This window comes from Sphingopyxis sp. 113P3 (genome assembly GCF_001278035.1).
Lineage (GTDB): Bacteria > Pseudomonadota > Alphaproteobacteria > Sphingomonadales > Sphingomonadaceae > Sphingopyxis.
The window spans coordinates 2,254,223-2,280,474 of the sequence record NZ_CP009452.1 but is presented as its reverse complement, the minus strand read 5'-3'; the positions used below and the strand labels follow the sequence as shown (position 1 = coordinate 2,280,474).

The following is a 26,252-nucleotide window of genomic DNA, read 5'->3' as shown; positions in this document are numbered from 1 at the left end:
CCCTTCTGTCCTTGCCAGCCTAGGCCTCGATATGCCCCTCATGCAAGCGCAGCACGCGGTCCATCTTCGTTGCAAGTCTCTCGTTATGGGTCGCAACGAGGGCGGCCGAGCCATGGTCGCGGACCAGCTTTACGAACTGGTCGAACACGCGGTCGGCGGTGGCCTCATCGAGATTGCCCGTGGGTTCGTCGGCGAGTACCAGCAGCGGACGGTTCGCAAGCGCGCGCGCCACGGCAACGCGCTGCTGCTCCCCCCCCGACAACTTGCTCGGCTTGTGGTGCAATCGCTCGGCAAGGCCCAATCGTCCGAGCAAATCGGCAGCGCGTTCTTCCGCCTCGCGCTGCGGCGCACCGCGGATGAGCTGCGGCAGCACGACATTCTCGATCGCGTTGAAATCGGGAAGCAGGTGGTGGAATTGATAGACAAAGCCGATCTTTTCGCGCCGCGTGCGGGTGCGCTCGCCCTGGCTCAGCCGGGTGACATCCTCGCCATCGATGCGGATTGTGCCGCCAAAGCCGCCTTCGAGAAGGCCCACCGCCTGCAGCATCGTCGACTTGCCCGAGCCCGACGGGCCCAGCAGCGCGACGATCTCGCCGCGCTTCAGATGCGCGTACACGCCGCGCAGCACGTCGATCGTCACCTCGCCCTGGGTGAAACTGCGCTTGAGGCCGACAAGGTCGAGCACGACGTCACTCATAGCGCAGGACCTGCACAGGGTCGGTGTTGGCGGCCTTTAACGCGGGATAGAGGGTCGCGAGAAAGCTGAAAACGATTGCCATCACCGCGATGCCGACGATCTCGAAGGGATCAGGCTTCGACGGCAGTTCGGACAGGAAGCGGATCGAGGGATCCCAAAGCGGCTGGCCGGTGATGAATTCGGCGCTACGCAGCACACCCTGCCGGAAATAAAGGAGGCTGAAACCGATCGCCATGCCAAAGAGGGTGCCCGCAATGCCGATCGAAAGGCCGATCGCCATGAAGATGCGCAGCACTGCATCGCGCGGGGCGCCCATTGTGCGCAAGATCGCCATGTCGCGGGTTTTCGCGCGCACCAGCATGATCAGCGAGGACACGATATTGAATGCTGCAACGAGCACGATCAGCGACAGGATCACGAACATGGCAACGCGCTCGATCGAGAGCGCCTCGAACAGGCTCGAATTCATCGAACGCCAGTCGGAGATCACGGCTTGCGAGGCCAGTTTCTCGGCGAGCGGCTGCAGAATGGCGCCGACCTTGTCGGGGTCGGTGGTCTTGATCTCGATCATCCCGATCTGGTCACCGGTGAGCAGAAGAAGCTGCGCGTCCTCCATCGGCATGACGACATAGGCCTTGTCGAAATCATAGACGCCGATCTCGAACACCGCCGACACGCGGTAGCCGATTTCGCGGGGCACGGTGCCGAAGGGGGTCGAGCGGCCCGCAGGATTGATGATCGTCAACGTGGAGCCGACCTGCGCCCCCAGATTGCGCGCAAGTTCGCTGCCGATCGCAACATTGCCCGATCCAGGGGTCAGCGTATCGAGGCCGCCCTGCAAAACCTTGGCGTTGAGCGTCTCGTTGCGGCGAATGTCCGAGACCAGCATCCCGCGCGCCAAAATGCCCTCGACGCGACCGCTCGACGTGGCAAGCAAGGGTTGTTCGATCAGCGGCGTCGCCGACACCACCCCCGGCGTGGCGCGCGCCTGTTTCAGGACATCCTGCCAGTCATCAAGTCGGCCGCCGAAGCCCTGCACGACCGCATGGCCATTGAGCCCGACGATCTTGTCGAACAGATCTGCGCGCACCCCGTTCATCACGCTCATCACAATGACCAGCGCGGCGACGCCGAGCGTAACCGCGATGAAGCTGAAAGCGGCGGCGACGAAGATGAACCCCTCGCCGCGCTGCGGCAGCATGTAACGTTTGAAGATGGTGCGCTCGTAAGGACGCAGAATCATCGGTTGGAAGGTCCTTCAGAACGCATGTGTAGCGATACACATGTCAGCCGCTTTAAGGGCGCGCTGCGCCGCTGGCAATGGCCGCCGAAGTCGCGCTTTTGCGAACGGTTCGCGACAACCTGTTGCCCATCGGCCACAGGGCGAGGCAAAAGCGGCAGACGAGCGCTTGCCGAGGGTGACAAAGCCCGGCGATCAACGTAGCCCATCACCATCTGGTTCAAGCGGCGAAAGGCCCGGTGCCAGGGAGTGCAGTCCATTCGCCTGGTCTGCGCAAAGGGGGATGGCGAGTGTTCGTCACAGGCGCCCGGGTCTCTTGCGAGGCCCGGGCGTTGTGACTCTCCCGCAAGCGATGTTCAGGCCCGCCCGCTGAGCACGTCAGGATCGACCCAGCCGCGTACATAAGCGATGTAATAGATGACGAAGCTGATCGTCGCGACGATGGTCATCTGCGCGAGAATGCGGAGCGGGCGGACTGTGGCCGGCGCCCCTGGTTCCTGCCCTTTCACCAAGGGCTCCGCATCATCCTCAGCCTTGCGGCCGTGAAAGGGTAGCACGAAAAAGGCGCTGAACGCCCAGAAGAGCAGATAGATGGCAAGCGCCGAGGTCCATTTCATCGCAATCGCTACCTTTGCTGGTCAGATATCGACAAGCATGACGTCGACGACGGGCTTCTTGCCCGTCCAGTCGGTCGCGATCCGCCGCACGCCGAGCCGGATCGCCTCGCGCAGCTTTTCGCGGTCGCGGGCAGGTCCCGTGGCGGCCTGTTCCGCAGCATCGCGCATTTCATCGATGAAAGCCTCGCGATCATCCTCGACGGGTACGCCGCGATAGCTGATCGCGCTTTCAACGAAGCGGTTGCCTGAGAAGATCGTCGCCACCGAAATATGGCCATGGAGCGCGAGCTTGCGCCGTTCATTGATCGTATCGCCATCGGCGGGGAGGATCACGTCGCCATCGAGGATGAGGCGGCCCGAGCGGACGCGTTCGACGATCGCGGCTGGACCTGGGGCGAGGCGGACAAGATCACCATTTTCCTGTACCAGCGCGCCAGGCACACCGCTTTCGAGAGCGAAGCGGGCCTGCTCATGCATGTGCCGGATTTCGCCGTGAACGGGAACGATGAGCTTTGGCCGCAGCCAGCCATAAAGCGCTGCGAGTTCGGGCTTACCGGGGTGACCGCTGACGTGAATATGCGCCTGCTTCTCGGTAACGGTGAGCACGTCGCGCGCAGCGAGCTGGTTCATGATCCGTCCGATTGCGACCTCGTTGCCCGGGATCTGCTTCGAGGAGAAAACGACGGTGTCGCCCGCCTCGAGCTTGATCTGGTGCATGTCGTTTGCAATGCGCGCGAGCGCTGCGCGCGGTTCGCCCTGCCCGCCGGTGGCGATCACCATCAGCTTGTCGCGCGGAAGGCGCATGGCCTCATCGAAATCGACCGTCGCGGGAAAGTCCTTAAGATAGCCAACCGACCGCGCAACGCCAAGGATGCGGTCAAGCGAGCGCCCCGCAACGCACAGGCTGCGTCCCGTGGCTCTTGCAACTGCGCCGAGCGTCGCGAGCCGCGCCGCATTCGAGGCGAATGTCGTGACGACCACCCTGCCCTTTGCGGCGCCGACGGCTGCCTCCAGCCCTTTGCGCAAGGCGCCCTCGCTGCCCGAGGCTTCGACATTGAAGGCGTTCGTCGAGTCGCAGACGAGACAATCAATTCCTTCATCGCCAATCGCCGTCAGCGCTTCGGCGGTCGCGGGAACGCCGAGGATCGGCTCTTCGTCGAGCTTCCAGTCGCCGGTATGGAAAATGCGGCCATAGGGCGTGTCGATCACCACCGCGCTCATTTCGAGGATCGAATGGGCCAGCGGGACGAGCCGAATGCCGAAGGGACCGAGCTGGAAATTGTCGTCGATATCGACGACCTTGATCTCGACGTCTTTCTCCAGCCCCTCTTCGGCTAGCTTGTGCGCAATAAGCCCCGCGGTGAAGCGGTTGGCATAAAGCGGGACGCCAAGGTCGGCCGCGAGATAGGGAATGGCACCGATATGATCCTCATGCCCGTGGGTGAGCACGATGCCGATCAGATCCTCCTTGCGATCCTCGATGAATTCAAGGTCCGGCATGACGATGTCGATACCCGGATAGTCCTGGCTGCCGAAGGTCACGCCGAGGTCGAGCATGATCCATTTGCCGTCGCAGCCATAAAGATTTGCGTTCATGCCGATCTCGCCCGACCCGCCGAGTGCGAGAAAGAGCAGTTCCTTGCCGGGTGTCGTCATGCGCCAGCACTCCGCTGCTGATAAAGGTGCATCAGGCCGTTCAGCGTCAAATCGGGTTCGATTCGGTCGAACAAATGGGCATGTTCCTCAAAGAGCGTGGCAAGGCCGCCCGTTGCGATGACGGTCATCGGCCGCGCGACCTCGGCCTTCATCCGCGCAATGAGCCCTTCGATCATTGCGACATAGCCCCAATAGACGCCGATCAGCATCTGGCTTTCGGTCGTGCGGCCAATGACGCTTGCGCTCGCCGGTGCTTCGATCGCGATCCGCGGCAGCTTTGCGGCCGCAGCGACCAGTGCCTCAAGCGAAAGATTGACGCCCGGGGCGATGATCCCGCCAAGATAGCCGCCTTCAGGCCCGATATGGTCGAAGGTGGTCGCGGTCCCGAAACTTATGACAAGCTTGTCCACGCCGGGGGCAATCGCCTGCGCCGAAATCGCATTGCACGCGCGGTCAGCGCCAACCGACTGCGGTTCGTCGACCTTGAGCGCAATCCGCCAGCTCACCGGCTCGCGGCCCGCAATGAGCGCCTCGACCCCGAAATATTTGTCGGCCAGCAGGCGCAGATTGTGGAGCGCACGCGGCACGACGGTCGAAATGATCACCGCGTCGACATCGCCGCGGTCGTGGCCTTCGATGCGCAGAAGCTGGTCGAGCCAGACCATATATTCGTCCGCCGTGCGGCGGTCGTCGGTCGCGATCCGCCAGCGCGCGAGCAGCTCGGTGCCGCGATAAAGCGCGAATTTGGCGTTGGTGTTGCCGACATCAATCGCGAGCAGCACGGTTATTCCCCTTTATCGGCGGGACGAAGCTCGACGTCTCCCGCATGGATGAGCATGACCTTCCCGCCTGCCAGGCGCAAGCGCAGCGCGCCGTCAGGGGCAAGACCGTCGAATGTCCCGGCGACATCCGCCTCAGACACGCGAAGCGGTGTTCCGACCGGATGACCGAGCGGCAGCCAGGCCCTGACGATGCTTTCGACGCCTTCCTGCCGCCAGCTACGCAGCGCATCGACGAGCGCGATCGCCAGCGCCTCGGCGAAGCGGTCGCGATCGACCGCAATCCCTGCGTTCGCGAACGCAAAGGTCGGCCGGTCCGGCAGGTCGGGTGCCGAGACAAGATTGACCCCGACACCCACGACCACCGCGTCTCCGGTGCGTTCAAGCAGGATGCCCGAGCATTTCGCGCCATCGACGATGAGGTCGTTCGGCCATTTGAGCTCGAAGGCAACCGCCGGCGCCAATGCCTTGACCACTCTTGCAAGCGCGACCGCAACGACCAGCGCGAGCGTTGCCGGCGACGGATCGCCCGCCGTCAGCTGCACGACGGTCGAGCCCATGAAATTGCCCTCTCCGTCGCCCCAGGCGCGGCCGAGCCGCCCCCGCCCAGCGGTCTGCCGGTCGGCTATCAGCCAGTGCCCCTCGCCGACATGTTCGCCGCGCGCAAGCCGCGCGAGCAGATCGGCGTTGGTCGAACCGGTCTCGGCGATGCGCTCGATCGGCGCGATCAGAACAGCACCGACGCGGCGCTTTGAGCTGCCACCGCGAGCATCGGGATGAACAAAAAGCCGATCAGCGACAGCCACAGGGCGCTTGCCGCGATGACCGCACCTTCGAGTCTCGTCCCATCATTGCGGATCGCCGACTCGGCTTCGTCGTCGAAGAACATCGTCTTGACGATCGCGATATAATAGAAGGCGCCGATCACGGAGACCACGACGCCCGCGACCGCCAACGGCACGAGCCCCGCATTCACTGCAGCTTCGAAAACCAGATACTTCGGCCAGAAACCGAACAGCGGCGGGATCGCCGCGAGGCTGAAGAGAAACACTGCCATGGCCGCGGCAAGCCCGGGCTGGCGCTTCGACAAGCCGGCATAGGCGGGGATGCTCTCGACCATCCGCCCGTCGGCATCCCGCAACTGCATGACGAACAGAAAGGCACCGATCGTCGTGACAACATAGACGAGGAGATAGGTGAGGACTGCCTCAACCCCTTGCTGCGTTCCCGCAGCGAGGCCGATCAACATGAAGCCGACGTTGTTGATCGAGGAATAGGCGAGCAGCCGCTTGATATTCTTCTGCCCGATCGCACCGACCGCCCCGAGGATGATCGAGGCGAGCGAGAGGAAGATGATGATCTGCTGCCAGGCGGCAAGCGCCGGACCCGAAGCGCCCATCGCGTCGATGAGGACGCGCGTCAGCAGCGCCATCGCGGCAACTTTCGGCGCGCTGGCGAAGAAGGTCGTGACCGGCGTCGGCGCGCCCTCGTAAACGTCAGGGGTCCACATATGGAAGGGAACCGCGCTGATCTTGAAGGCGAGACCGGCAATCACGAAGACGATACCGAACAGGAGGCCGATATCGATCCCGCTGCCCATTGCGGTCGCAACGCCAGCGAAATCGGTGGTGCCCGAAAAGCCGTAGAGCAACGAGATTCCGAACAGAAGAATGCCCGAGGCGAGCGCGCCGAGCACGAAATATTTGAGACCCGCCTCGCTCGACCGGTCGTCGCCGCGCAGGAAGCTCGCAAGCACATAAGAGGCAAGGCTATTGAGCTCGAGCCCGACATAGAGGGTCATGAGGTCGCGCGAGGACGCCATGATACCCATGCCGAGCGCGGCAAACAGGATCAGCGCCGAATATTCGGCGCGCATCGCCTCACCAAAATAGCGGGGGGCTACAGCGATGCAGATCAAGCTTGCACCATAGATGATGAGCTTTGCAAAACCGCCAAAGCCGTCAACCGCGAGCGTGCCTGAAAAGACCGAAGCGTCGGTACCGAACAAGGCGACCACTGCCGCTGCCGCCGCCGCGAGCGTCAACAGCGCAGCGAGCTGATAAAGTCCGACCCGACGATCGCCCGCGAAGGCGCCGAGCATCAGGGTGACGAGCCCGCCGATCGTCAGGATCAGCTCGGGCCAGATGAGCGCGAGATCGCCGGTCATTGGACGCCTCCGGCATGATGCGCTTCGCCGTGCGGCGCCGCGGCCTCTGGCTTGCCTGCCGTCAGACCGGCGTCGCCTTCAGGCTTTGCCGGGGCGAGCCGTGCGACCACTGTGGTCACATCGCCGCGCATCGGCGCAAGGAAGCTTTCGGGATAGACCCCCATCCACAGCGCGACCGCGGCAAGCGGTACGAAAATCGCCCATTCGCGGGGCGTGATGTCCGGCATGGCCTTCACATCGTCCTTGGTGAGTTCGCCGAACACGATGCGGCGATAGAGGTAGAGCATATAGGCGGCACCGAGGATGATCCCCGTGGTGCAGACGAACGCGGTCCAGCTTGAGGCTTCGTAAATGCCGGCGAGGCTGAGGAATTCGCCAACGAAGCCGCTCGTGCCCGGCAAGCCGATCGACGCCATGGTGAAAAGCATGAAGAAGAGCGAATAGGCCGGCATATTGACGGCCAGCCCGCCATAACGGCTGATCTCACGCGTGTGCAGCCGGTCGTAAATCACCCCGACGCAGAAGAAGAGCGCGGCGGAGACGACACCGTGGCTCAGCATGACGATCAGCGCGCCCTCGATCCCCTGCTGATTGAAGGCATAGAGGCCCGCGGTGACGATCGCCATGTGCGCAACCGACGAATAGGCAATGAGTTTCTTCATGTCGCTCTGCACCAGCGCGACGAGGCTGGTGTAGACCACCGCCACCATCGACAGTGCAAAGACGAGCCACATGAACTGCGCCGACGCGTCCGGGAACATCGGCATCATGAAGCGCAGGAAGCCATAGGAGCCCATTTTGAGGAGCACACCGGCAAGGATCATCGAACCTGCGGTTGGCGCCTGGACGTGCGCGTCAGGAAGCCAGGTGTGGACCGGCCACATCGGCATCTTCACCGCCATGCTCGCGAAGAAGGCAAGCCACAGCCATGTCTGCATTTCGGGCGGGAAGTCGTAGTTCATGAGAAGGGGAATCTCGGTCGTCCCTGCCTCGCGGATCATCGCGATCATCGCAAGCAGCATCAGGACCGAGCCGAGCAGCGTGTAGAGGAAGAATTTGAACGACGCATAAATGCGGTTCTGTCCGCCCCAGATGCCGATGATCAGATACATCGGGATCAGCACGCCTTCGAAGAAGATGTAGAAGAGTAGCAGGTCCTGGGCGGCGAAGACGCCGATCATGATGACTTCCATGATCAGGAACATCGCCATGTAGAGGCCGACGCGCTGCTTGATCGATTCCCAGCTTGCAAGGATGCACAGCGGCATCAGGAAGGTGCTGAGCACGATCAGCATCATCGCAACGCCATCGACGCCAAGCGCCCACTGGAAACGGCCGAACAGATCGGCGCGCTCAACAAACTGCCACTGGGCACCGCCAATATCGAAATTCGCCCACAGCGCGATGCCGAGCGCGAGATCGACGAGCGTCGCCGCGAGCGCCACGACCCGCGCAGGCCTTGCCTCAAGGTACAGGCAGAAAATGGCGGCGACCGCAGGGATCGCCAGCATCAGCGAAAGAATGGGAAGCCCGCTCACAGGAACCTCACCATCGCCCAGCTGGCGAGGCCGACAAGACCGAGCAGCATCACGAACGCATATCCATAAACATAACCCGATTGCAGCCGGACCGCGAGCCGGGTCCCCCCTTGGACGAGCGCCGCGACGCCATCGGGACCGAAGCGGTCGATGGTGCCTTCATCCCCGCGCTTCCAGAAGAAGCGGCCGATCGCGAAAGCGGGTTTCACGAACAGGAGATTGTAGAGCTCGTCGAAATACCATTTGTTGAAAAGGAACTGGTGAAGCAGCCCGAATTGCGAGACGAACCGCGCGGGCAGCGCCGTGTTGCGAATATAGCTGTTCCACGCAATCAAGAGCCCGATCGCCATCGCCGCGAAAGGCATCCACTTGATGATCGTCGGCACCTCGTGCGCTGCGTGCATCAGATGCGCGTCGAATGCGAGGCTGCCATTCCAGAACGCCATTCCCTCTTCAGGGTAGATGAACGGGTGGTGGAAGAGATAGCCTGCGAATATCGCGCCGATCGACAACACGCCGAGCGGGATGAGCATAGAAAGCGGGCTTTCGTGCGGATGATAGCCCGCCGTCCCCTCGTGCGCGTCGGCCGCGTGGGCGTGGTGGACATCGCCCCCTGCATGTTCGTCGGCCGGGTGATCGTGATGATCGCCGTGAACGGCATGCTGAATATGTTCGCTCGCGGCCCAGCGGGGCTTGCCGAAGAAGGTCAGGAAAACGAGACGCCACGAGTAAAAGCTCGTCAGGAGCGCGGCGAAAGTTCCGACCCAGAAGGCAATCTGGCCGCCCCCACCGGACGCATAGGCCGCCTCGAGAATGCCGTCCTTCGAATAGAAGCCTGCGAAGCCGAATATGCCCGCGATGCCAACGCCCGTGATTGCCAGCGTGCCCGCCATCATCGCCCAATAGGTGAGCGGGATGTGCCGGCGAAGACCGCCGTAGTAGCGCATGTCCTGCTCATGATGCATTGCGTGGATCACCGACCCCGCGCCGAGGAACAGGAGCGCCTTGAAAAAGGCATGGGTGAACAGGTGGAACATCGCGGCGCCATAGGCGCCAACGCCTGCTGCAAAGAACATGTAGCCGAGCTGCGAACAGGTCGAATAGGCGATGACGCGCTTGATGTCCCACTGCGTCGTGCCAACCGTGGCAGCGAAAAGGCAGGTCGCTGCGCCCACGAAGGTGACGACGCCGAGCGCGATCGGCGCAACCTCGAACATCGGCGACAGGCGGCAGACCATGAACACGCCCGCCGTGACCATCGTCGCGGCATGGATCAAGGCGCTGACGGGTGTCGGGCCTTCCATCGCGTCGGGAAGCCAGGTGTGCAGCCCAAGCTGCGCCGACTTGCCCATCGCGCCGATGAACAGCAGCAGGCAGAGCACGGTCATAGTGTCGAACCGCTGGCCAAGAAAGCCGATCGTCGAGCCCGCCATGCCGGGCGCTGCGGCCAGGATCTCGGGGATCGACACGGTATTGAAGACGAGGAATGTGCCGAAGATTCCGAGCATGAAGCCTAGATCGCCGACGCGGTTGACCACAAATGCCTTGATCGCCGCGGCGTTCGCGCTCGGCTTTTTGTACCAGAAGCCGATGAGGAGATAGGAAGCGAGACCGACGCCTTCCCAGCCGAAGAACATCTGAACGAGGTTGTTCGCCGTCACCAGCATCAGCATCGCAAAGGTGAAGAGCGAGAGATAGGCGAAGAAGCGCGGCTGGTCCGGATCCTCCTCCATATAGCCCCAACTATAGAGGTGGACGAGCGCCGACACGGTCGTGATCACAACCAGCATCACCGCGGTCAGCGTGTCGACGCGCAGCTCCCAGTTGAACTGAAGGGCGCCCGAGGAGACCCAGTGGAGCACGGGCGTCACGCTCGCCTCGGCATCGCCGCCGAGGAAAGAAAGGAAGATCGGCCAGCTCAAGGCGCAGCTTGCAAAGAGCGCGCCGGTCGTCACGATCTTCGATGCGGCGGTGCCGATGAAACGCTGGCCGAGGCCTGCCACGAGAGCCGCAAGCAGCGGCAGGAAAACGATCGCCTGAATCACCGGTTTACCCCTTCATCCGGTTGGCATCGTCGACGGCAATGGTGCCGCGGCCGCGGAAATAGATGACGAGAATCGCAAGCCCGATCGCCGCTTCACCGGCGGCGACGGTCAGCACGAACATTGCGAACACCTGCCCGACAAGGTCGCCGAGCGCCGCGCTGAACGCGACGAGGTTGATGTTCACCGCGAGCAGGATGAGCTCGATCGCCATCAGGATGACGATGATGTTCTTGCGGTTGATGAAGATGCCGAGCACGCCGAGCGTGAAGAGCACTGCCGAAACGGCGAGATAATGGCCGACCGAAATCACAGTTCCATCCCCTGCCCGACACCCGGATCGACCAGCCGCGTCGCTTCGTCCGGACGGCGGCGGTTCTGTGCCGCGATTTTCTGACTGCGGGTTCCGCCGCGCTGGCGATGCGTGAGCGCGATCGCGCCGATCATCGCGACGAGAAGGACGATGCCCGCCGCTTCAAAGAGGAAGATGTAGCGCGTGTAGAGCAGTTCGCCGATCTGCTGGATATTGCTCTTGTCAGCGACGGCGGGCGCGGCACGCGCTGCAAGGTCGATGCCGCCAGCACTCCATGCGCCCAGCGCGAAGACGAGCTCGGCCGCGAGGATGATCGCAACGAGCGCGCCGAGCGGCAGATAGCGGACGAAACCGGCGCGAAGCTCGGCGAAATCGATATCGAGCATCATCACGACGAACAGGAACAAGACCGCGACCGCGCCGACATAGACGATGACGAGCAGCATCGCGATAAATTCGGCGCCCGCGAGCAGCATCAGACCCGCCGCGTTGAAGAAGGCAAGGATCAGCCACATGACGCTGTGGACCGGGTTGCGCGCGAAAATCACCATCGCTGCAGAGGCGATGACGAGGAACGCGAAGAGATAGAAGGCGATGAGCTGAATCATGTGCGCGCGCCCTTACCGATAGGGCGCGTCGGCGGCAAGGTTGGCCGCGATCGTGCGCTCCCATTTGTCGCCGTTGGCGAGCAGCTTCGCCTTGTCATACAGCAGTTCCTCGCGCGTCTCGGTTGAGAACTCGAAGTTCGGCCCCTCGACGATCGCATCGACCGGGCAGGCTTCCTGGCAGAAACCGCAATAGATGCACTTGGTCATGTCGATGTCGTAGCGCGTCGTTCGGCGGCTGCCGTCGTCGCGCGGCTCGGCCTCGATCGTGATCGCCTGTGCAGGGCAAATCGCCTCGCACAGCTTACACGCAATGCAGCGTTCCTCGCCGTTCGGATAACGGCGCAGCGCATGCTCGCCGCGAAAGCGCGGGCTCAGCGCATTCTTCTCGAAGGGATAGTTGATCGTCGCCTTCGGCTTGAAGAAATATTTGAGCGTCAGCCAATGCGCCTGCACGAATTCCCACAGGGTAAAGGTTTTGACGAAGTGGGCGATGGAACTCATGAATACCTCGTCAGCATCAGATAGCCGGAGACCAGGAAGACCCAGATCAGCGAGATCGGCAGGAAGACCTTCCAGCCCAGGCGCATGAGCTGGTCATAGCGGTAACGGGGAACGGTCGCCTTCACCCAACTGAAGACGAAGAAGAAAAAGAGGATCTTCGCGAACAGCCAGATGATCCCCGGAACGGCATAAAGCGGCGCCCAGTCGAGAGGAGGCAGCCAGCCGCCCCAGAAGAGCACGGCGTTGAGCGTGCACATCAGGAGCACGTTTGCATATTCGCCGAGCCAGAAGAGCGCGAAGCTCATCGACGAATATTCGGTCTGATAGCCCGCGACGAGCTCGCTTTCGGCCTCGGTGAGGTCGAACGGCGTGCGTGCCGTTTCGGCGAGCGACGAGATGAAGAAGAGTACCGCGAGCGGGAAGAGGAGCAGGTTGAAGCCGAAGGCGTTGACGAGCCCGAGCCCGTGCCCGATCTGAGCCTTGATGATCTCGTTAAGGTTGAAACTGTCGGCGAAGAGCACGACCCCGATGAGGATGAACCCGATCGAGACCTCATAGCTGATCATCTGCGCCGAAGCGCGCATCGCGGAGAAGAAGGGGTATTTGGAGTTCGACGACCAACCCGACAGAATGACGCCATAGACGCCGAGCGAACTCACCGCGAGGATGTAAAGAAGCCCCACGTTGATGTCGGCGAGCACCGCGCCCGAATTGAACGGGATTACCGCCCACGCCATGAGCGCGACGGTAAAGGTGATGATCGGCGCGATGAGGAAGAGACCGCGGTTCGCCGAACTCGGGATGATCGTTTCCTGCAGAAACACCTTGAGACCGTCGGCGAAGCTCTGGAGCAGACCGAAGGGCCCGACCACATTCGGTCCGCGCCGCAGCGCCATGGCCGCCCAGATCTTGCGGTCGGCGTAGATGATCATGGCGACCGCGAGCATCAGCGGCAGTGCGATCAGCAAGATGCCGCAAACCGTCGCGACGCCCCACGCCCACTCATAGGACATGCCAAGCGATTGGAAAAACGCGGTCATTCCGCCGCCTCCGCATAGTCGACGCCGTGTAGCAATTCTTCCGAGCAGCGCTGCATCGTCGGCGAAGCGCGGCAGATGGCGTTGGTGAGATAGAAATCCTTGATCGGCGAGGGAATCGCGCTTGCCTCGGGCTTTGCGGGCAAGTCCGGAACATTCCAGCCGTAATCGGCGAGCCCTTCGATCCCGAGCGCCGGGACCTCGGCAATCATCGCGGCCCGGCATTCAGCAAAGCTGTCGAAGCCGACATGGACGCCGAGCGCATCGGCGAGCGCGCGGAAGATGCTCCAGTCCTCGCGGGCGTCACCTGGCGCGAACACCGCCTTCTCGCTGCGCTGGACGCGGCCTTCGGTGTTGACCGTGGTGAAATCCTTCTCGGTCCAGGCGGCCGCGGGCAGGATGACGTCGGCCGCGTGTGCGCCCTTGTCGCCATGATGGCCGACATAGACCTTGAACGTCTCCGCAAAGGCCGAAAAATCGACCTCGTCAGCGCCGAGGAAGAAAGCAAGTTTCGGCTTTGCCGCAATGATGTCGCGGATTCCGCCCGGCTGCGAATAGCCGAGCATCAGCGCGCCCATGCGCGCGGCCGAGAAATGGACAACGTTGAAGCCGTTCCACCCGTCCTTGACGGCGTTCACCGCCTTGGCAAGCCCAAGACCCGCGCCGTGGACGCCCGGTACCGAGAGGGCGCCGCCGCCGAAGACCAGCATCGGCCGCTCGGCGTTCTTCAGCGCGTCGGTCACATGCGACGGCAGCTTTGCGACCAGCGAGGCGTCGTCGCCAAGCCACTCGACCTTGTATGTAAGATCGATTTCGGGGCCGATGCCGAACACTTTCGCGCCCTTTTTCCACACCGCCTTGCGGACGCGCGTGTTGATGAGCGGCGCCTCCCAGCGCAGGTTGGTGCCCACAAGCAGGATCACGTCGGCATTCTCGGCCTCGGCGATCGTCGTGTTGAAGTTGACCGCCGCCAGGCTGGTGACGTCATAGTCGAGACCGGTCTGGCGTCCCTCGAGGAGATGGCCGCCGAGCGCCCTTACCAACGCCTTGGCCGCGAACATCGTCTCACAATCGGCGAGGTCACCCGCGATCGCGGCGACCGACGCGCCGGCGTTCGCGGCCCGGATCGCTTCAAACGCTTCGGCCCAGCTCGCTTCGGCAAGCTCGCCGTGCTTGCGAACGAACGGACGATCGAGGCGGCGGCGGATGAGGCCGTCGACGTGATGGCGCGTCTTGTCGCTCGCCCATTCCTCGTTCACCTCGTCGTTGACGCGCGGCAGGACGCGCAGGACCTGGCGTCCCCGGCTGTCGATGCGAACGTTGGTCCCCACCGCATCCATCATGTCGATGCCGAGCGTCTTGGTGAGTTCCCACGGGCGGGCTTCGAACGCATAGGGTTTCGACGTCAGCGCGCCCACCGGGCAAAGGTCGACGACATTGCCCGAAAGCTCGCTCGCGACCGCGCGCTCGAGATAGGAGGTGATCTGCATATTTTCGCCGCGATAGATCGCGCCGATGTCCTCGACCCCCGCGACCTCCTCGGCGAAACGGACGCAGCGCGTGCACTGGATGCAGCGCGTCATCACCGTTTTCACGATCGGACCCATATATTTCTCGGTCACCGCGCGCTTGTTTTCGTCAAAGCGCGAGGCGCCGCGGCCATAGGCAATCGACTGGTCCTGCAGATCGCACTCGCCGCCCTGGTCGCAGATCGGGCAGTCCAGCGGGTGATTGATGAGCAGGAACTCCATCACCCCCTCGCGCGCTTTCTTGACCATCGGGCTGTCGGTCTTGATTACCTGTCCATCGGCCGCGGGCAGCGCGCACGAGGCCTGCGGCTTCGGCGGCCCCGGCGAAACCTCGACAAGACACATGCGGCAATTGCCGGCGATCGACAGGCGTTCATGGTAGCAGAAGCGGGGGATTTCCTTCCCCGCCAGCTCGCACGCTTGCAGGACGGTCGCCCCCTGCGGGACGTCGATCTCTACGCCATCTACGGTGACTTTAGGCATTATTCGGCGGCCTCCAGCGCGCCGCCATTTTCGCGAATGCGGCGTTCGAGTTCGGGGCGGAAATGGCGGATCAGGCCCTGGATGGGCCAGGCAGCGGCGTCACCGAGCGCGCAAATGGTGTGACCCTCGACCTGCTTTGTCACGTCGAACAGCGTGTCGATCTCGCTGATGTCGGCGTCTCCGGTGCGCAGCCGCTCCATCACGCGCCACATCCAGCCGGTCCCTTCGCGGCACGGGGTGCACTGCCCGCAACTTTCATGCTTGTAGAAATAGCTGATGCGGCTGATCGCCTGAACGACGTCGGTTGACTTGTCCATCACGATGGCGGCCGCGGTGCCGAGGCCCGAGCCCAGTTCCTTCAGTCCGTCGAAATCCATGGGCGCGTCCATGATCTGCGCGGCCGGGACGAGCGGAACCGACGAACCGCCCGGGATCACGGCGAGCAGATTGTCCCAGCCGCCGCGGATGCCGCCGCAATGGGTATCGATGAGTTCACGAAAAGTGATGCCCATCTCCTCCTCGACAACGCACGGCTTGTTCACATGGCCGCTGATCTGGAAGAGCTTGGTGCCCTTGTTGTTCTCGCGCCCGAAGCTTGAGAACCAGGCCGCACCGCGCCTCAGAATCGTCGGGACGACCGCGATGCTCTCGACATTGTTGACCGTCGTGGGGCAGCCATAGAGGCCCGCGCCCGCCGGAAACGGCGGTTTGAGGCGGGGCTGGCCCTTTTTGCCCTCGAGGCTCTCGATCATCGCGGTTTCCTCGCCGCAGATGTAGGCGCCGGCGCCGCGGTGAACGAAGACGTCGAAATCATAGCCCGACTTCGCCGCATTCCTGCCAAGGAGGCCCGCATCATATGCCTCCCGCACCGCGGCGAACAATGTTTCGGCCTCGCGGATGAATTCGCCGCGAATATAGATGTAGGCAGCGCGCGCACGCATCGCATAGCCCGCAATCAGCGCGCCTTCGATGAGCTTGTGCGGATCGTGACGGATGATCTCGCGATCCTTGCACGAACCCGGCTCGGATTCATCGGCATTGATGACGAGGAAGCTCGGCCGGTCGGGGCGCGGCTCCTTGGGCATGAACGACCATTTGAGCCCGGTCGGAAAGCCCGCACCGCCGCGGCCGCGCAGGCCCGACGCCTTGATCTCCTCGATGATCGCGTCCTGGCCGCGGCTCATCAGATCCTTCGTCTGATCCCAGTCACCGCGCGCCTGCGCCGAGGAAAGATTCCAAGGCTGGAACCCGTAGAGATTGGTGAAAATCCGGTCCTTGTCGGCGAGCATCAGCGACCCCCACCCTTCTTGAGCATCGTGTAAGCAATATAAGCGAGCGCGAGGATCAGCAGCGGCCCGAGCAGCGCGAAAGTCACGCGCAGCACAAAGCCGAGCACGACGAGCGCGCCGATGATCGCAAGAATTGTGATGATTTCCTTCTGGGTCATCACCAATCCTTCCGGTAGTCGTGATTGGCCTCGACCATGGCTTTGAGCGTCGTGGGGCCGCCTTCGGGCTCGCTCGTGTGACGCTGCGGGTTCTGCGTCCCGGTCTTCGGCTGCTTGCCTGCCGCGAGATCGTCGAGGATGCGCGTCATGCTGTCATAGTCGAGATCTTCATAATTATCGTCGTTGATCTGAACCATCGGCGCGTTGGCGCAATTGCCCATGCATTCAACCTCGGTCAGCGTGAAGAGGCCGTCGGGCGTGGTCCGGCCCTTCACCATGCCGCGGTTCTTGCACGCAGCCATCACATCGTCGGACCCGCGCAATAGGCACGGCGTCGTACCGCACACCTGGACATGATAGCGGCCTACCGGCGCCAGATTGTACATGGTGTAGAAGGTCGCGACCTCGTAGGCGCGAATGTAGGGCATATCGAGCTGCGCTGCGACATATTCGATCACAGGGACTGGCAGCCAACCCTGCGTGTCGGTCTCGGCCCCGACCTGGCGCTGTGCAAGATCAAGAAGCGGCATCACCGCCGAGCGCTGCCGCCCCGCGGGGTAGCGCGCGACAATCTGCTTGGCCTTCTCGGCATTTTCCGGCGTCCATGCAAACGCGCCCCAGCGCGCGCGGACTTCGGCTTCGTCGGGAATTTGGGGTGCGTCAGCCATGAATGAGCTTCCAGAAATCACGCATCGCCAGACAGGCGAACAAAAGAACCGTAGCAGCGCCAACGATAGAATTCGCCCTACCGAAGGCTACGCCGCACCTGTTCCGGAGCCACCCTGCGGCAAAGGCTCTGCCGGCCATCGAAAGCGGGGGGATGGCGGACGACCGAAAGCGCGTCACCGGTCGCACTCCCCGAACACGACGTCGATGGCGCCAATGATCGCGGTGGTGTCGGCGAGCATGTGGCCCTTCGACATCATGTCCATCGCCTGCAGGTGGCTGAATGCCGTCGGGCGGATCTTGCAGCGGTACGGCTTGTTGGTGCCGTCGCTCACCAGATAGACGCCGAATTCGCCCTTGGGACTCTCGGTCGCGACATAGACTTCGCCTGCCGGAACGTGGAATCCCTCGGTGTAAAGCTTGAAGTGATGAATGAGCGATTCCATCGACTGCTTCATCTCGCCACGCTTCGGGGGCACGACCTTGCGGTCGAGGCTCGCAACGGGACCGGAAGGCATGTCACGCAGACACTGCTTGATGATGCGCGCCGACTGATAGACTTCCTGCACGCGGACCATGAAACGGTCATAGCAGTCGCCCTTGGTGCCGACCGGGATGTCAAACTCCATCGCGGCATAAGCGTCATAGGGCTGCGCCTTGCGGATGTCCCAGGGAATGCCGCTGCCGCGGATCATCGGGCCCGAGAAGCCCCAGGCCAGCGCGTCCTCCTTGCTCACCGTCGCGATGTCGACGTTGCGCTGCTTGAAGATGCGGTTGTCGACGACAAGGCTCATCGCGTCGCCGAACAATTTGGGCAGCCGCGTCTCGACCCACTCACCGATATCGACGAGCAGCTTTTCAGGCACGTCCTGATGCACGCCGCCCGGTCGGAACCAGGCGTGGTGCATGCGCGCGCCTGACATGCGTTCGAAAAAGTTGAGGCAATCCTCGCGCAGCTCGAACACCCAGAGGTTCGGGGTCATCGCGCCGACGTCCATCACGTGCGACCCGATGTTGAGCATGTGATTGCAGATGCGCGTCAGCTCGGCAAACAGCGTGCGCAGATATTGCGCGCGTGCCGGGACTTCGAGATCGAGGAGCTTCTCGATCGCGAGAACATAGCTGTGCTCCATGCAAAGCGGCGAGCAATAATCGAGCCGGTCGAAATAGGGCAGCGCCTGCAGGTAGGTCTTGTATTCGATGAGTTTTTCGGTGCCGCGGTGAAGCAGTCCGACGTGCGGATCAACGCGCTCGATGATCTCGCCGTCGAGCTCCATCACCATGCGCAGCACACCGTGCGCCGCGGGATGCTGCGGCCCGAAATTGATCGTGTAATTGGTGACGACCTGATCGCCCGCGGTGTCGGCGGTATCGACCGGGTAGCCCTCGAACATGTCGCTGCCGTGATGCTTGACCTGGGGAGAGTCGGTCATGCGTCGCCTCCTTTAGGCTTGCGCGGTTTCGCGGGCGTCGTGGCGGGAGCCTTTTCGGCCTTTGCCGTGGCCGGCGTCTTGGCCTTTGCCGCGGGCCTTGTCTTCGCGCCGTCCTTGCTCGGCCGGGCGGCCGCCTTGTTCGCGCCTTTTCCCGCCCCTGTTTGCGCTTCGCGGTCGGTGGTCTTCGGAGTCGGCGGCGGCGGGGCCTTCGCCTCGTCAGCCTTCTTGACCGCATCCGCGGTCATCGGGCTCGGCGCGCCCTTGCCAGGCGCCTCACCCGTGCCGCCAGCCTTCTCATCGCCTGGCAGGATGTAGTCCGCCCCTTCCCACGGAGAGAGGAAGTCGAAGTTGCGAAAGTCCTGCGCCAGTCGCACCGGCTCATAGACGACGCGCTTGTCCTCTTCGGAATAGCGCAGCTCGGTATAGCCGGTGAGCGGGAAATCCTTGCGCTGCGGATGGCCCTCAAAGCCATAGTCGGTGAGAATGCGGCGAAGGTCGGGATTGCCGCTAAAGAGCACCCCATACATGTCGAACACCTCGCGCTCGAGCCAGCCCGCATTCGGCCATACCGGCACAACCGAGGGCACAGGCGTCGCCTCATCGGTCGAAACGCGCACGCGCAGCCGGTGATTCTTCGTGACGCTGAGCAGGTGATAGACCACCTCGAAGCGCTCGGGCCGATCGGGATAGTCGACCCCGGCCATCTCCATGAGCTGCTGATATTCAAGCGCATCGCGAAGCTGCAGCATCACCCCGGCGATCGCGTCGCGGGTCACAGTGATGCTGTCTTCGTCCACAGCCCGCACATGCGCGAGCAGGTCCCTGCCAAGCAGCTTTTCCAGCGCGGCGGCGAGATTTTCGCGCGGCGCAACGAGGGGAGCGGGATGTGTCATCAGCGTTCAATCGTTCCGACGCGGCGGATCTTCCGCTGCAATTGCATGACGCCGTAGAGCAGGGCTTCAGCGGTCGGCGGGCAGCCAGGGACATAGATGTCCACCGGCACAATGCGGTCGCAGCCGCGAACCACCGAATAGCTGTAGTGATAATAGCCGCCACCATTGGCGCAGCTGCCCATCGAGATGACATATTTGGGGTTCGACATCTGGTCGTAAACCCGGCGCAGCGCCGGCGCCATCTTGTTGCACAGCGTGCCGGCGACAATCATCACGTCCGACTGGCGCGGAGATGCGCGCGGCGCGGCGCCGAAACGCTCCATGTCGTAGCGCGGCATGTTGACGTGGATCATCTCGACCGCGCAGCAGGCAAGACCGAAGGTCATCCACCACAAAGAACCGGTGCGCGCCCAGTTGAACAGATCCTCGGTCGAGGTGACAAGGAAGCCCTTGTCCCCGACCTCGGCATTGAGATCGTCAAAGAAGCCCTGGTCGGGGTTGGTGCCAGGGGCGACCGGCATCTGGCCGGGGGTCAGGATCGTTGAGCTGCTCATTCCCAATCCAACGCGCCTTTTTTCCACGCGTACACAAGGCCGATCGAAAGCTCGGCGAGAAAGACCATCATCGTCGCCCAGCCCGCCCAGCCAATTTCCTTCAGGCTGACGGCCCAGGGAAAGAGGAAGGCGGCCTCGAGGTCGAAGATGATGAACAAAATGGCGACAAGATAGAATCGCACGTCGAACTGACTGCGGGCGTCTTCAAAGGCGGGAAAACCGCATTCATACTCGGTGAGCTTGGCCGGGTCGGGCTTGTGCGCGCCAGTGAGGCGGGCAACCCCCATCGGCAAGAAGACGAAGGCCGCCGACAATCCGAGCGCGATGGCCAGGAAAATCAGGATTGGCAGATATTGCGTCAGGTCGACCATGGGAGCTCGCAGTCATGTTTTCGGGTGTGGGCCACCCATTTGTGCGGGCGCTTTAGGCCAGCACGTCGCGGCTCGCAAGCATTGCGGGCAGGAAAATGCGGGCGCTGCTGACAAAAGCGCAAGAGCGGCTGGCGGCGGGTGTTGCCGCTGTGTTACGCGTGCAGCGGGTCGAGGAGCCGGGCAGCCAGCGCCCGGCCGAGAATGGGGAGTTTTCATGCCGAAATCGATGCTCGGGGCGGCTCTCGCCCTAATCGCTGCCACGGGGCTGGCCGCGACACCTGCCCAAGCCGAACTTGTCAGCGCCCAGAACCCCGCGGCGATCAGGGCGATCCTCGAGTCGCGCGGCTGGCCCGCAAGGCTTGTCCTGGAAGACGGCAAGGACCCTTATATCGAAAGCACCCGGAACAATGTGCAGTTCCTCGTCATCTTCATGAATTGCACCGACAACCGGCGGTGCAAGACCCTGCAATATTATATGGGGTTCAGCGACGCGAAGAATCTCGACCTTGAGCGTTTCAACGAGTGGAACAAGACCAAGCGCTTCGCCCGCGCCTACAAGGACGACGAGGGCGACCCGGTGCTCGAGATGGACGTTGATCTCGATTTTGCGGGAATCCCGCGCGAGAATGTCGGCGAGACGCTCAATACATGGGCATCACTGATGGACTCGTTTCGCGAGCACATCTTCGAGAAGTAGGACGGCGCGGCCCTTGGAAGGGAAGCCTCGTTCCTTCCGGGTCAGGCGCCGCGCAGGGCGCCGGCAACCAGCTTTTGCAGCTTGGAATGGACCGCGCCGCTGCCTGCGATGAATTCGCGGCGCTCGACCGCTCGGTCGCCGCCGCGAAAATCGCTGACGAAGCCGCCCGCCTCGCGCACCAGCAGCATGCCGGCAGCCACGTCCCAGACGTTGAGATCGCTTTCCCAGAAGCCATCGAAGCGGCCGGCGGCGACCCACGCAAGATCGAGGCTCGCCGCCCCGAAGCGGCGAATGCCGGCGACTTCGGGCGCCACCGCGCCGAAAATGCGGCTCCACTGCGCCATGTCGCCGTGTCCCATGAAGGGGATGCCGGTCGCGATCAGACATTCATGAAGATGACGGCGCGATGCAACGCGCAGGCGGCGATCGTGCAGCCACGCGCCGCGACCACGTTCGGCCCAATAGCTTTCATCGGTCACCGGCTGGTAGACGAGCGCCGCGGTAATATCGCCCCAGCCTCCCCCGAGTTTCGGCTCCTGCACCGCGATCGAGATCGCGAATTGCGGGATGGCGTGAAGGAAATTCGAAGTGCCGTCGAGCGGGTCGATGATGAAGCGCGGCTTGCCCTCTTCGCCCGCGATTTCGCCCGCTTCCTCCATCAGGAACCCCCAGCCCGGGCGGGCGTGGCTAAGTTCGTCGTAAAGGGTGCGCTCGGCGGCCTGGTCGGCCTTCGACACAAAGTCGGCCGGGCCTTTTTGCGAAACCTGAAGATGCTCGATCTCGCCAAAATCGCGGCGAAGCTTGGTTCCTGCCTTGCGGGCCGCGCGTTCCATGACGGTGATGATGCCGGAAATGGCCATTGCTCTTTTCCTCCAACATGTCGTCCCGGCGCAAGCTCAGGATCGCAGTCGGCATTCTAAAATGATTGCGGCCCCAGCTTTCGTTGGAGCGACGTTATTCAGTCGGCGCGCCGCACATATTCGCGGTCATAGACGTTGACCACAATGCGCGTGCCGCTCGTGATATGCGGCGGCACCATAACGCGCACGCCATTGTCAAGGATGGCGGGCTTGTAGGAGGATGACGCTGTCTGGCCCTTCACCACCGCATCAGCCTCGACAATCGTTGCCTCGATCTGTTCGGGCAGTTCGACCGAGATCGGACGCTCTTCCCAGAGCTCGAGCACGACGTCCATGCCGTCCTGCAGGAATTCATGCGCCTCGCCGACGACTTCCTTCGCGATGTTGATCTGTTCGAATGTGTCCTTGTCCATGAACACGAGGTCATCGCCCTCGGCGTAGAGGAACTGGAAATCCTTGGTGTCGAGCCGGACCTTCTCGACGGTGTCGGCGCTGCGGAAACGGTTGTTGAGCTTGCGTCCGTCGATGAGGTTCTTGGCTTCGACCTGCATATAGGCGCCGCCCTTGCCCGGCTGGGTGTGCTGGATCTTGGTGACCTTCCAGATGCCACCTTCAAACTCGATAATATTGCCGGGACGGATTTCAACGCCGGTGATCTTCATCGCGCACACTCGCTTCAACAAGGATGGAAAGAGCCGCCGGCGCACAATTGCGCACCGGTCACAGGAGCGCGCCCTTAGCCGCCGACGCGCTCAAGGGCAAGCGACTTAGGCCGTGCCGTCGGTCATGGTCCGCGTCCGGCGGTAGGCGTAGGCAATCACGCCGGCAAACAGCAGCACCCCGATAACGATCGCGGCCGTTTCGAAATCGGCGCCCATGACACCGAGCGGTGCATCGCTTCGCGATCCAGCGACAATGCCTGCAAAGAGCACCCCGAACAGGCTTTCGCCGACGATGAAGCCGGTCGCAAGCAACACGCCCATGCGGCTGCAGAATTCAGGCTTGCTGCTGCGCGCGGCGCGTTTCTCCCAGAAATGGCCAATGAGCGCGCCGATCGGGATCAGGAGTGTCAGCGACATCGGCAGATAGATACCCATGCCGACGCCGAGCGGCGGAAGCCGCATCTTGCCCAGGCGGCCGAGACCCACGTCGAGCGCGATCACGCCCACACCGATCAAGGCGCCGTAGCCGATGAGATCCCAGCGCAGATCGCCGCCGAGCACTCCCTTGGCAAGCGCGCTGATCAGCGCCGCCTGCGGTGCGGGAAGCGCATTCTCGCCTGCTCCGGCGGCGCCGGCAAAGCCGAATGCCTGATTGAGAAGGTCGAGCACGGGCGGAATGACCAGCGAGCCGAAAGCGACGCCGATCACGAGCGCGAATTGCTGTTTCCAGGGCGTTGCGCCGACGAGCTGTCCGGTTTTCAGATCCTGGAGATTGTCGTTCGAGATGGTGGCGACCGAAAAGACAATCGCAGTGGTGAAGAGCGCATAGGCGACAAGCGCTGCAGTGTCGGCCTCGCCGTGACTGCGGCCGAAGAAAAGGAGCAGCATCAGCGAAGCGGCGATCACCGCGAGGATGCCCACGCCCGACACCGGGCTGTTCGACGCGCCGATCAGGCCGGCCATGTAGCCCGTGACAGCGGCGATGATGGCGCCCATGATGAGAACGAAAAGCAGGGTTGCGAAAATCACGCCCACCGGATTTTGCGCGATCGGACCGCCTTGTGCGAAGAACCAGAGCAGTCCGGCGATCGGGATCAGCGAGCCGAAAATCGTGCCGGCGACGATGCCGAACGACAGGTCGCGCTCTCCAAGTTCGACGACCTCGCCGTGCCCGCGCGCCCGCGATGAGGCGATCGAACCCTGGATTCCCTTGATGATCGGTCCGACGATCTTGAGAAGGGTCCACAGCGCCGCGACGCCGATTGTTCCCGCGCCGATAAAGCGCACCTGCTGCGAGAAGACCGCTCCGACGACATCGTCGACCGGCCCGGCGACGCCCTGGGCTGCAGTGAGGGCTGGCATCAGCCCGCCCCAGGCGATCAGCATGCCGATGAACATGGCAAGGCCCACTGAAAGCCCGACGAGATGGCCCACACCGATCAGCGCGAGCGACAGGCTGGCGCTGACCCCGCTGGCGCCTGCTCCCAGCTTGAAATTCCTGCCCACTTCGGTCGCGGCGACCTTCATCGCGCCAAGCAGCGAGAAACCCGCCGCAATGACCGAGCCCAGGATGATCGTGTGCAACCCGCGCTGGTTCTCCTCAGCCCCGTCCCCGGCTCGCGTGCCGACTTTCAGCACTTCCGCCGCGGCAACGCCTTCGGGATAAGGCAGGTCCGATCCCGCCACGAGCGCGCGGCGCAGCGGCACTGAGAACATCACGCCAAGCGTCCCGCCGATGAAACAGACCGCGGCGGTCGTCCAATAAGGGAAACCCTGCCACCAACCGACAATCACGAGCCCGGGCAGCACGAAGATAATCGCCGCGAGTGTCCCTGCCGCGCTGGCGATCGTCTGGACGATATTATTCTCAAGGATCGTCGAGCCCGGCAGAAAGCGCAGCAGGGCCATCGAGATAACTGCCGCGGGAATCGACGTCGCGAAGGTAAGACCGACCTTGAGACCGAGATAGACATTTGCCGCGGTGAACAGGAGGGTTATCAGCCCGCCGAGGATGATCCCACGCAGCGTGAGTTCGCGCAGTCCCAGGGCGGATTGATCGGTCGTTGTCATAAAATGTCTCCCCGGCGCCATGCTGTTGCGCCGCGAAGCGCATTGCGCAAGCGAAAAGGCGACGAACCGAAGCCGATTTGTCGCATCGATCCAATCTTGCCCCGCACGCCGCTGTCATAGCGGCGCGCATGATGAGCATCGATCATAGCGACCAGTTTCGCCCCCCGCGCCGGACGGCGCCCAAAAACCCGCGGCGCGCAACGCCCTGCGCGGGCCTGTTCGGCTGGCGCAAGGACGAACGACGGCGAGACAAGGACAGCGACGCCCCCGACCGCGACTATCCGGCCCCCTGATCCTCGAGCAGAGCAGCAAAAGCGCGCACGGCTGACGCGGGCCCGTCCTTGTCGTTCCAGACCGCGCCCGAGACCGCGAGGAAATCAGCGCCGGCGTCGACAAGTTCCCCGGCATTGGCGGGCGTGATCCCGCCTATCGCGACGCAAGGAAGTTCGAACAGGCCTTGCCACCAGCGCAGGATCTCAGGGTCGGCGTGATGCTCGATCGCCTTGGTGGTGGTCGGAAAAAAGGCGCCAAAAGCAACATAGTCGGCCCCCGCCTCACCCGCCTCCATCGCAAGGTGGCGGCTGGCATGGCAGGTTACACCGATCTGGGCATCGGGTCCCAGCAGGCGCCGCGCCTCCCTGGGGTCTCCATCGCCCTGCCCCAGATGCACGCCGTCGGCGCGCAAACGCTTCGCGAGCGCCATATCGTCGTTGACAATAAACGCGGTGTCGTGCGCCGCGCAGATCGCCTGCAGCGGTGCGGCAAGGCGCGCGGCTTCATGCTGGTCCACGCCCTTGACGCGAAACTGGAAGGCCGCGACAGGAGCGGCGGAAAGCGCCTCCTCAAGCCTTGCGGGAAAATCGCCATCAACCTTGAGCGGCGAAATCAGATAAAGCTGGCAATTCGGTCTGGTCATGGCGGGTTCATAGCCACGCGGGCATCGCCGGGCAAATGCAGAAGATGCCGCATCATAAAGCCCTCCTGCTCGTCCTTTCGCTCGGTGTTTCGGCCTGTGCCGCAAGCCCCGCTGCGCTGTCCGGGTCGCCGCCGCTTGCCGAGGCTTCCAGTGTCGCGCTCGGACAGAGTGCCTATGCCGAGGGACCGGTGATCCAGCCGGTGGAGCTCCTCAAAGACAGCCGCTGCCCCGCTGATGTCCACTGCGTCTGGGCCGGAGAGGTGCGTCTCAAGATGCTGTGGATCCGACCCGGGGCCCGGGCGCAGCCGTTCGAGGCAATTCTGGGGAAGCGGGTCCCACTTGCGGACGGCACGCTCCTGCTTGAAAGCGTCACGCCGCCAAAAGAGGTCGATCGGCCGATCAGGCCTGAGGACTATCGCTTTTCCTTTCGGTTCGACGGCGGTCTTTGACGCCCTCGGCATCAGCTATGCGCGGGC

The 26,252-nt window shown here is 63.1% G+C and carries 28 protein-coding genes; 3 read left to right on the top strand and 25 right to left on the bottom strand.

The window, feature by feature from the left end:
• Positions 1 to 19: 19 nt before the first annotated feature.
• The 21 genes from LH20_RS11225 to LH20_RS11130 all read right to left on the bottom strand — a co-directional run bounded on the left by LH20_RS11225 (position 20) and on the right by LH20_RS11130 (position 20,571).
• The gene (locus LH20_RS11225; RefSeq protein ID WP_053554275.1) at positions 20 to 697 is read right to left on the bottom strand and encodes an ABC transporter ATP-binding protein; all 678 of its coding nucleotides are present in this window, start codon (positions 695 to 697) and stop codon (positions 20 to 22) included.
• Positions 690 to 1,940, bottom strand: coding sequence for a lipoprotein-releasing ABC transporter permease subunit (locus LH20_RS11220; protein WP_053554274.1), 1,251 nt, complete (start codon positions 1,938 to 1,940; stop codon positions 690 to 692). Before LH20_RS11220 ends, LH20_RS11225 begins: the two co-directional genes overlap by 8 nt.
• A gap of 353 nt (positions 1,941 to 2,293) precedes the next feature.
• Positions 2,294 to 2,554, bottom strand: coding sequence for a DUF1467 family protein (locus LH20_RS11215; RefSeq protein ID WP_053554273.1), 261 nt, complete (start codon positions 2,552 to 2,554; stop codon positions 2,294 to 2,296).
• A gap of 21 nt (positions 2,555 to 2,575) precedes the next feature.
• Positions 2,576 to 4,210, bottom strand: coding sequence for a ribonuclease J (locus tag LH20_RS11210; RefSeq protein WP_053554272.1), 1,635 nt, complete (start codon positions 4,208 to 4,210; stop codon positions 2,576 to 2,578).
• Positions 4,207 to 4,992 carry a type III pantothenate kinase gene (locus tag LH20_RS11205; protein ID WP_053554271.1) on the bottom strand — a complete coding sequence of 262 codons (786 nt, stop codon included), beginning with the start codon at positions 4,990 to 4,992 and terminating at the stop codon, positions 4,207 to 4,209. The genes LH20_RS11210 and LH20_RS11205 overlap by 4 nt, the downstream gene beginning before the upstream one ends.
• Before the next feature lie 2 nt (positions 4,993 to 4,994).
• A complete protein-coding gene (locus LH20_RS11200; RefSeq protein ID WP_083455382.1) occupies positions 4,995 to 5,795 on the bottom strand; it encodes a biotin--[acetyl-CoA-carboxylase] ligase in 801 nt (266 codons plus the stop codon).
• Complete coding sequence (gene nuoN / locus LH20_RS11195) at positions 5,717 to 7,156, bottom strand: NADH-quinone oxidoreductase subunit NuoN (protein ID WP_053554270.1); 1,440 nt, start codon at positions 7,154 to 7,156, stop codon at positions 5,717 to 5,719. The genes LH20_RS11200 and nuoN overlap by 79 nt, the downstream gene beginning before the upstream one ends.
• Complete coding sequence (locus tag LH20_RS11190) at positions 7,153 to 8,694, bottom strand: NADH-quinone oxidoreductase subunit M (RefSeq protein WP_053554269.1); 1,542 nt, start codon at positions 8,692 to 8,694, stop codon at positions 7,153 to 7,155. Before LH20_RS11190 ends, nuoN begins: the two co-directional genes overlap by 4 nt.
• Entirely contained in the window at positions 8,691 to 10,739 is a 2,049-nt protein-coding gene (nuoL, locus tag LH20_RS11185) for an NADH-quinone oxidoreductase subunit L (protein ID WP_053554268.1), read from the bottom strand. The genes LH20_RS11190 and nuoL overlap by 4 nt, the downstream gene beginning before the upstream one ends.
• 4 nt (positions 10,740 to 10,743) lie before the next feature.
• A complete protein-coding gene (gene nuoK, locus LH20_RS11180) occupies positions 10,744 to 11,049 on the bottom strand; it encodes an NADH-quinone oxidoreductase subunit NuoK (protein ID WP_053554267.1) in 306 nt (101 codons plus the stop codon).
• Entirely contained in the window at positions 11,046 to 11,657 is a 612-nt protein-coding gene (locus LH20_RS11175) for an NADH-quinone oxidoreductase subunit J (protein WP_053554266.1), read from the bottom strand. Before LH20_RS11175 ends, nuoK begins: the two co-directional genes overlap by 4 nt.
• A gap of 12 nt (positions 11,658 to 11,669) precedes the next feature.
• A complete protein-coding gene (gene nuoI, locus LH20_RS11170; RefSeq protein WP_053554265.1) occupies positions 11,670 to 12,158 on the bottom strand; it encodes an NADH-quinone oxidoreductase subunit NuoI in 489 nt (162 codons plus the stop codon).
• Positions 12,155 to 13,198, bottom strand: coding sequence for an NADH-quinone oxidoreductase subunit NuoH (gene nuoH / locus LH20_RS11165; RefSeq protein WP_053554264.1), 1,044 nt, complete (start codon positions 13,196 to 13,198; stop codon positions 12,155 to 12,157). Before nuoH ends, nuoI begins: the two co-directional genes overlap by 4 nt.
• A complete protein-coding gene (nuoG, locus tag LH20_RS11160) occupies positions 13,195 to 15,207 on the bottom strand; it encodes an NADH-quinone oxidoreductase subunit NuoG (RefSeq protein WP_053554263.1) in 2,013 nt (670 codons plus the stop codon). Before nuoG ends, nuoH begins: the two co-directional genes overlap by 4 nt.
• Entirely contained in the window at positions 15,207 to 16,496 is a 1,290-nt protein-coding gene (gene nuoF / locus LH20_RS11155; RefSeq protein WP_053554262.1) for an NADH-quinone oxidoreductase subunit NuoF, read from the bottom strand. The genes nuoG and nuoF overlap by 1 nt, the downstream gene beginning before the upstream one ends.
• Entirely contained in the window at positions 16,496 to 16,654 is a 159-nt protein-coding gene (locus tag LH20_RS23520) for a hypothetical protein (RefSeq protein ID WP_158501129.1), read from the bottom strand. The genes nuoF and LH20_RS23520 overlap by 1 nt, the downstream gene beginning before the upstream one ends.
• Positions 16,654 to 17,322 (bottom strand): complex I 24 kDa subunit family protein, encoded by a 669-nt coding sequence (locus tag LH20_RS11150; RefSeq protein ID WP_053554261.1) that lies wholly within the window; start codon positions 17,320 to 17,322, stop codon positions 16,654 to 16,656. The genes LH20_RS23520 and LH20_RS11150 overlap by 1 nt, the downstream gene beginning before the upstream one ends.
• Before the next feature lie 174 nt (positions 17,323 to 17,496).
• Entirely contained in the window at positions 17,497 to 18,714 is a 1,218-nt protein-coding gene (locus tag LH20_RS11145; RefSeq protein ID WP_144423692.1) for an NADH-quinone oxidoreductase subunit D, read from the bottom strand.
• A 35-nt stretch (positions 18,715 to 18,749) separates the two neighbouring features.
• Entirely contained in the window at positions 18,750 to 19,646 is an 897-nt protein-coding gene (locus LH20_RS11140; RefSeq protein ID WP_053554259.1) for an NADH-quinone oxidoreductase subunit C, read from the bottom strand.
• A complete protein-coding gene (locus LH20_RS11135; RefSeq protein ID WP_144423570.1) occupies positions 19,646 to 20,200 on the bottom strand; it encodes a NuoB/complex I 20 kDa subunit family protein in 555 nt (184 codons plus the stop codon). The genes LH20_RS11140 and LH20_RS11135 overlap by 1 nt, the downstream gene beginning before the upstream one ends.
• Positions 20,197 to 20,571 (bottom strand): NADH-quinone oxidoreductase subunit A, encoded by a 375-nt coding sequence (locus tag LH20_RS11130; RefSeq protein ID WP_053554258.1) that lies wholly within the window; start codon positions 20,569 to 20,571, stop codon positions 20,197 to 20,199. The genes LH20_RS11135 and LH20_RS11130 overlap by 4 nt, the downstream gene beginning before the upstream one ends.
• A 214-nt stretch (positions 20,572 to 20,785) precedes the next feature.
• Between LH20_RS11130 and LH20_RS11125 the strand changes: the two genes are divergently transcribed.
• Complete coding sequence (locus LH20_RS11125; RefSeq protein WP_053554257.1) at positions 20,786 to 21,268, top strand: YbjN domain-containing protein; 483 nt, start codon at positions 20,786 to 20,788, stop codon at positions 21,266 to 21,268.
• A 41-nt stretch (positions 21,269 to 21,309) separates the two neighbouring features.
• Here the strand turns inward: LH20_RS11125 and LH20_RS11120 are convergent, their stop codons facing one another.
• From LH20_RS11120 to LH20_RS11110, 3 genes are all read right to left on the bottom strand, one after another.
• The gene (locus tag LH20_RS11120; protein WP_053554256.1) at positions 21,310 to 22,128 is read right to left on the bottom strand and encodes an inositol monophosphatase family protein; all 819 of its coding nucleotides are present in this window, start codon (positions 22,126 to 22,128) and stop codon (positions 21,310 to 21,312) included.
• Positions 22,129 to 22,226: 98 nt separating this feature from the next.
• Positions 22,227 to 22,790 carry an elongation factor P gene (gene efp / locus LH20_RS11115; RefSeq protein ID WP_053554255.1) on the bottom strand — a complete coding sequence of 188 codons (564 nt, stop codon included), beginning with the start codon at positions 22,788 to 22,790 and terminating at the stop codon, positions 22,227 to 22,229.
• A gap of 105 nt (positions 22,791 to 22,895) precedes the next feature.
• The gene (locus tag LH20_RS11110; RefSeq protein ID WP_053554254.1) at positions 22,896 to 24,860 is read right to left on the bottom strand and encodes an OPT family oligopeptide transporter; all 1,965 of its coding nucleotides are present in this window, start codon (positions 24,858 to 24,860) and stop codon (positions 22,896 to 22,898) included.
• Between the two features lie 131 nt (positions 24,861 to 24,991).
• Between LH20_RS11110 and LH20_RS23515 the strand changes: the two genes are divergently transcribed.
• Positions 24,992 to 25,153, top strand: coding sequence for a hypothetical protein (locus LH20_RS23515; RefSeq protein ID WP_235526953.1), 162 nt, complete (start codon positions 24,992 to 24,994; stop codon positions 25,151 to 25,153).
• Here the strand turns inward: LH20_RS23515 and thiE are convergent.
• Positions 25,138 to 25,776, bottom strand: coding sequence for a thiamine phosphate synthase (gene thiE, locus LH20_RS11105; RefSeq protein WP_053554253.1), 639 nt, complete (start codon positions 25,774 to 25,776; stop codon positions 25,138 to 25,140). The genes LH20_RS23515 and thiE overlap by 16 nt on opposite strands.
• Before the next feature lie 35 nt (positions 25,777 to 25,811).
• Here thiE and LH20_RS11100 point away from each other — a divergent pair, with 35 nt between their 5' ends.
• On the top strand, positions 25,812 to 26,225 hold the full coding sequence (locus LH20_RS11100; RefSeq protein WP_053554252.1) for a hypothetical protein: 414 nt from the start codon (positions 25,812 to 25,814) through the stop codon (positions 26,223 to 26,225).
• Positions 26,226 to 26,252 lie beyond the last annotated feature (27 nt).

Bases quoted from the DNA above. Each gene is read 5' to 3' on its own strand.
- LH20_RS11225 (WP_053554275.1), bottom strand. From the start codon at position 697: ATGAGTGACGTCGTGCTCGACCTTGTCGGCCTCAAGCGCAGTTTCACC.
- LH20_RS11220 (WP_053554274.1), bottom strand. From the start codon at position 1,940: ATGATTCTGCGTCCTTACGAGCGCACCATCTTCAAACGTTACATGCTG.
- LH20_RS11215 (WP_053554273.1), bottom strand. From the start codon at position 2,554: ATGAAATGGACCTCGGCGCTTGCCATCTATCTGCTCTTCTGGGCGTTC.
- LH20_RS11210 (WP_053554272.1), bottom strand. From the start codon at position 4,210: ATGACGACACCCGGCAAGGAACTGCTCTTTCTCGCACTCGGCGGGTCG.
- nuoN (WP_053554270.1), bottom strand. From the start codon at position 7,156: ATGACCGGCGATCTCGCGCTCATCTGGCCCGAGCTGATCCTGACGATC.
- LH20_RS11175 (WP_053554266.1), bottom strand. From the start codon at position 11,657: ATGATTCAGCTCATCGCCTTCTATCTCTTCGCGTTCCTCGTCATCGCC.
- nuoI (WP_053554265.1), bottom strand. From the start codon at position 12,158: ATGAGTTCCATCGCCCACTTCGTCAAAACCTTTACCCTGTGGGAATTC.
- nuoH (WP_053554264.1), bottom strand. From the start codon at position 13,198: ATGACCGCGTTTTTCCAATCGCTTGGCATGTCCTATGAGTGGGCGTGG.
- nuoG (WP_053554263.1), bottom strand. From the start codon at position 15,207: ATGCCTAAAGTCACCGTAGATGGCGTAGAGATCGACGTCCCGCAGGGG.
- nuoF (WP_053554262.1), bottom strand. From the start codon at position 16,496: ATGCTCGCCGACAAGGACCGGATTTTCACCAATCTCTACGGGTTCCAG.
- LH20_RS23520 (WP_158501129.1), bottom strand. From the start codon at position 16,654: ATGACCCAGAAGGAAATCATCACAATTCTTGCGATCATCGGCGCGCTC.
- LH20_RS11150 (WP_053554261.1), bottom strand. From the start codon at position 17,322: ATGGCTGACGCACCCCAAATTCCCGACGAAGCCGAAGTCCGCGCGCGC.
- LH20_RS11145 (WP_144423692.1), bottom strand. From the start codon at position 18,714: ATGTTCGAGGGCTACCCGGTCGATACCGCCGACACCGCGGGCGATCAG.
- LH20_RS11140 (WP_053554259.1), bottom strand. From the start codon at position 19,646: ATGACACATCCCGCTCCCCTCGTTGCGCCGCGCGAAAATCTCGCCGCC.
- LH20_RS11135 (WP_144423570.1), bottom strand. From the start codon at position 20,200: ATGAGCAGCTCAACGATCCTGACCCCCGGCCAGATGCCGGTCGCCCCT.
- LH20_RS11130 (WP_053554258.1), bottom strand. From the start codon at position 20,571: ATGGTCGACCTGACGCAATATCTGCCAATCCTGATTTTCCTGGCCATC.
- LH20_RS11125 (WP_053554257.1), top strand. From the start codon at position 20,786: ATGCCGAAATCGATGCTCGGGGCGGCTCTCGCCCTAATCGCTGCCACG.
- LH20_RS11120 (WP_053554256.1), bottom strand. From the start codon at position 22,128: ATGGCCATTTCCGGCATCATCACCGTCATGGAACGCGCGGCCCGCAAG.
- efp (WP_053554255.1), bottom strand. From the start codon at position 22,790: ATGAAGATCACCGGCGTTGAAATCCGTCCCGGCAATATTATCGAGTTT.
- LH20_RS11110 (WP_053554254.1), bottom strand. From the start codon at position 24,860: ATGACAACGACCGATCAATCCGCCCTGGGACTGCGCGAACTCACGCTG.
- LH20_RS23515 (WP_235526953.1), top strand. From the start codon at position 24,992: ATGAGCATCGATCATAGCGACCAGTTTCGCCCCCCGCGCCGGACGGCG.
- thiE (WP_053554253.1), bottom strand. From the start codon at position 25,776: ATGACCAGACCGAATTGCCAGCTTTATCTGATTTCGCCGCTCAAGGTT.
- LH20_RS11100 (WP_053554252.1), top strand. From the start codon at position 25,812: ATGCAGAAGATGCCGCATCATAAAGCCCTCCTGCTCGTCCTTTCGCTC.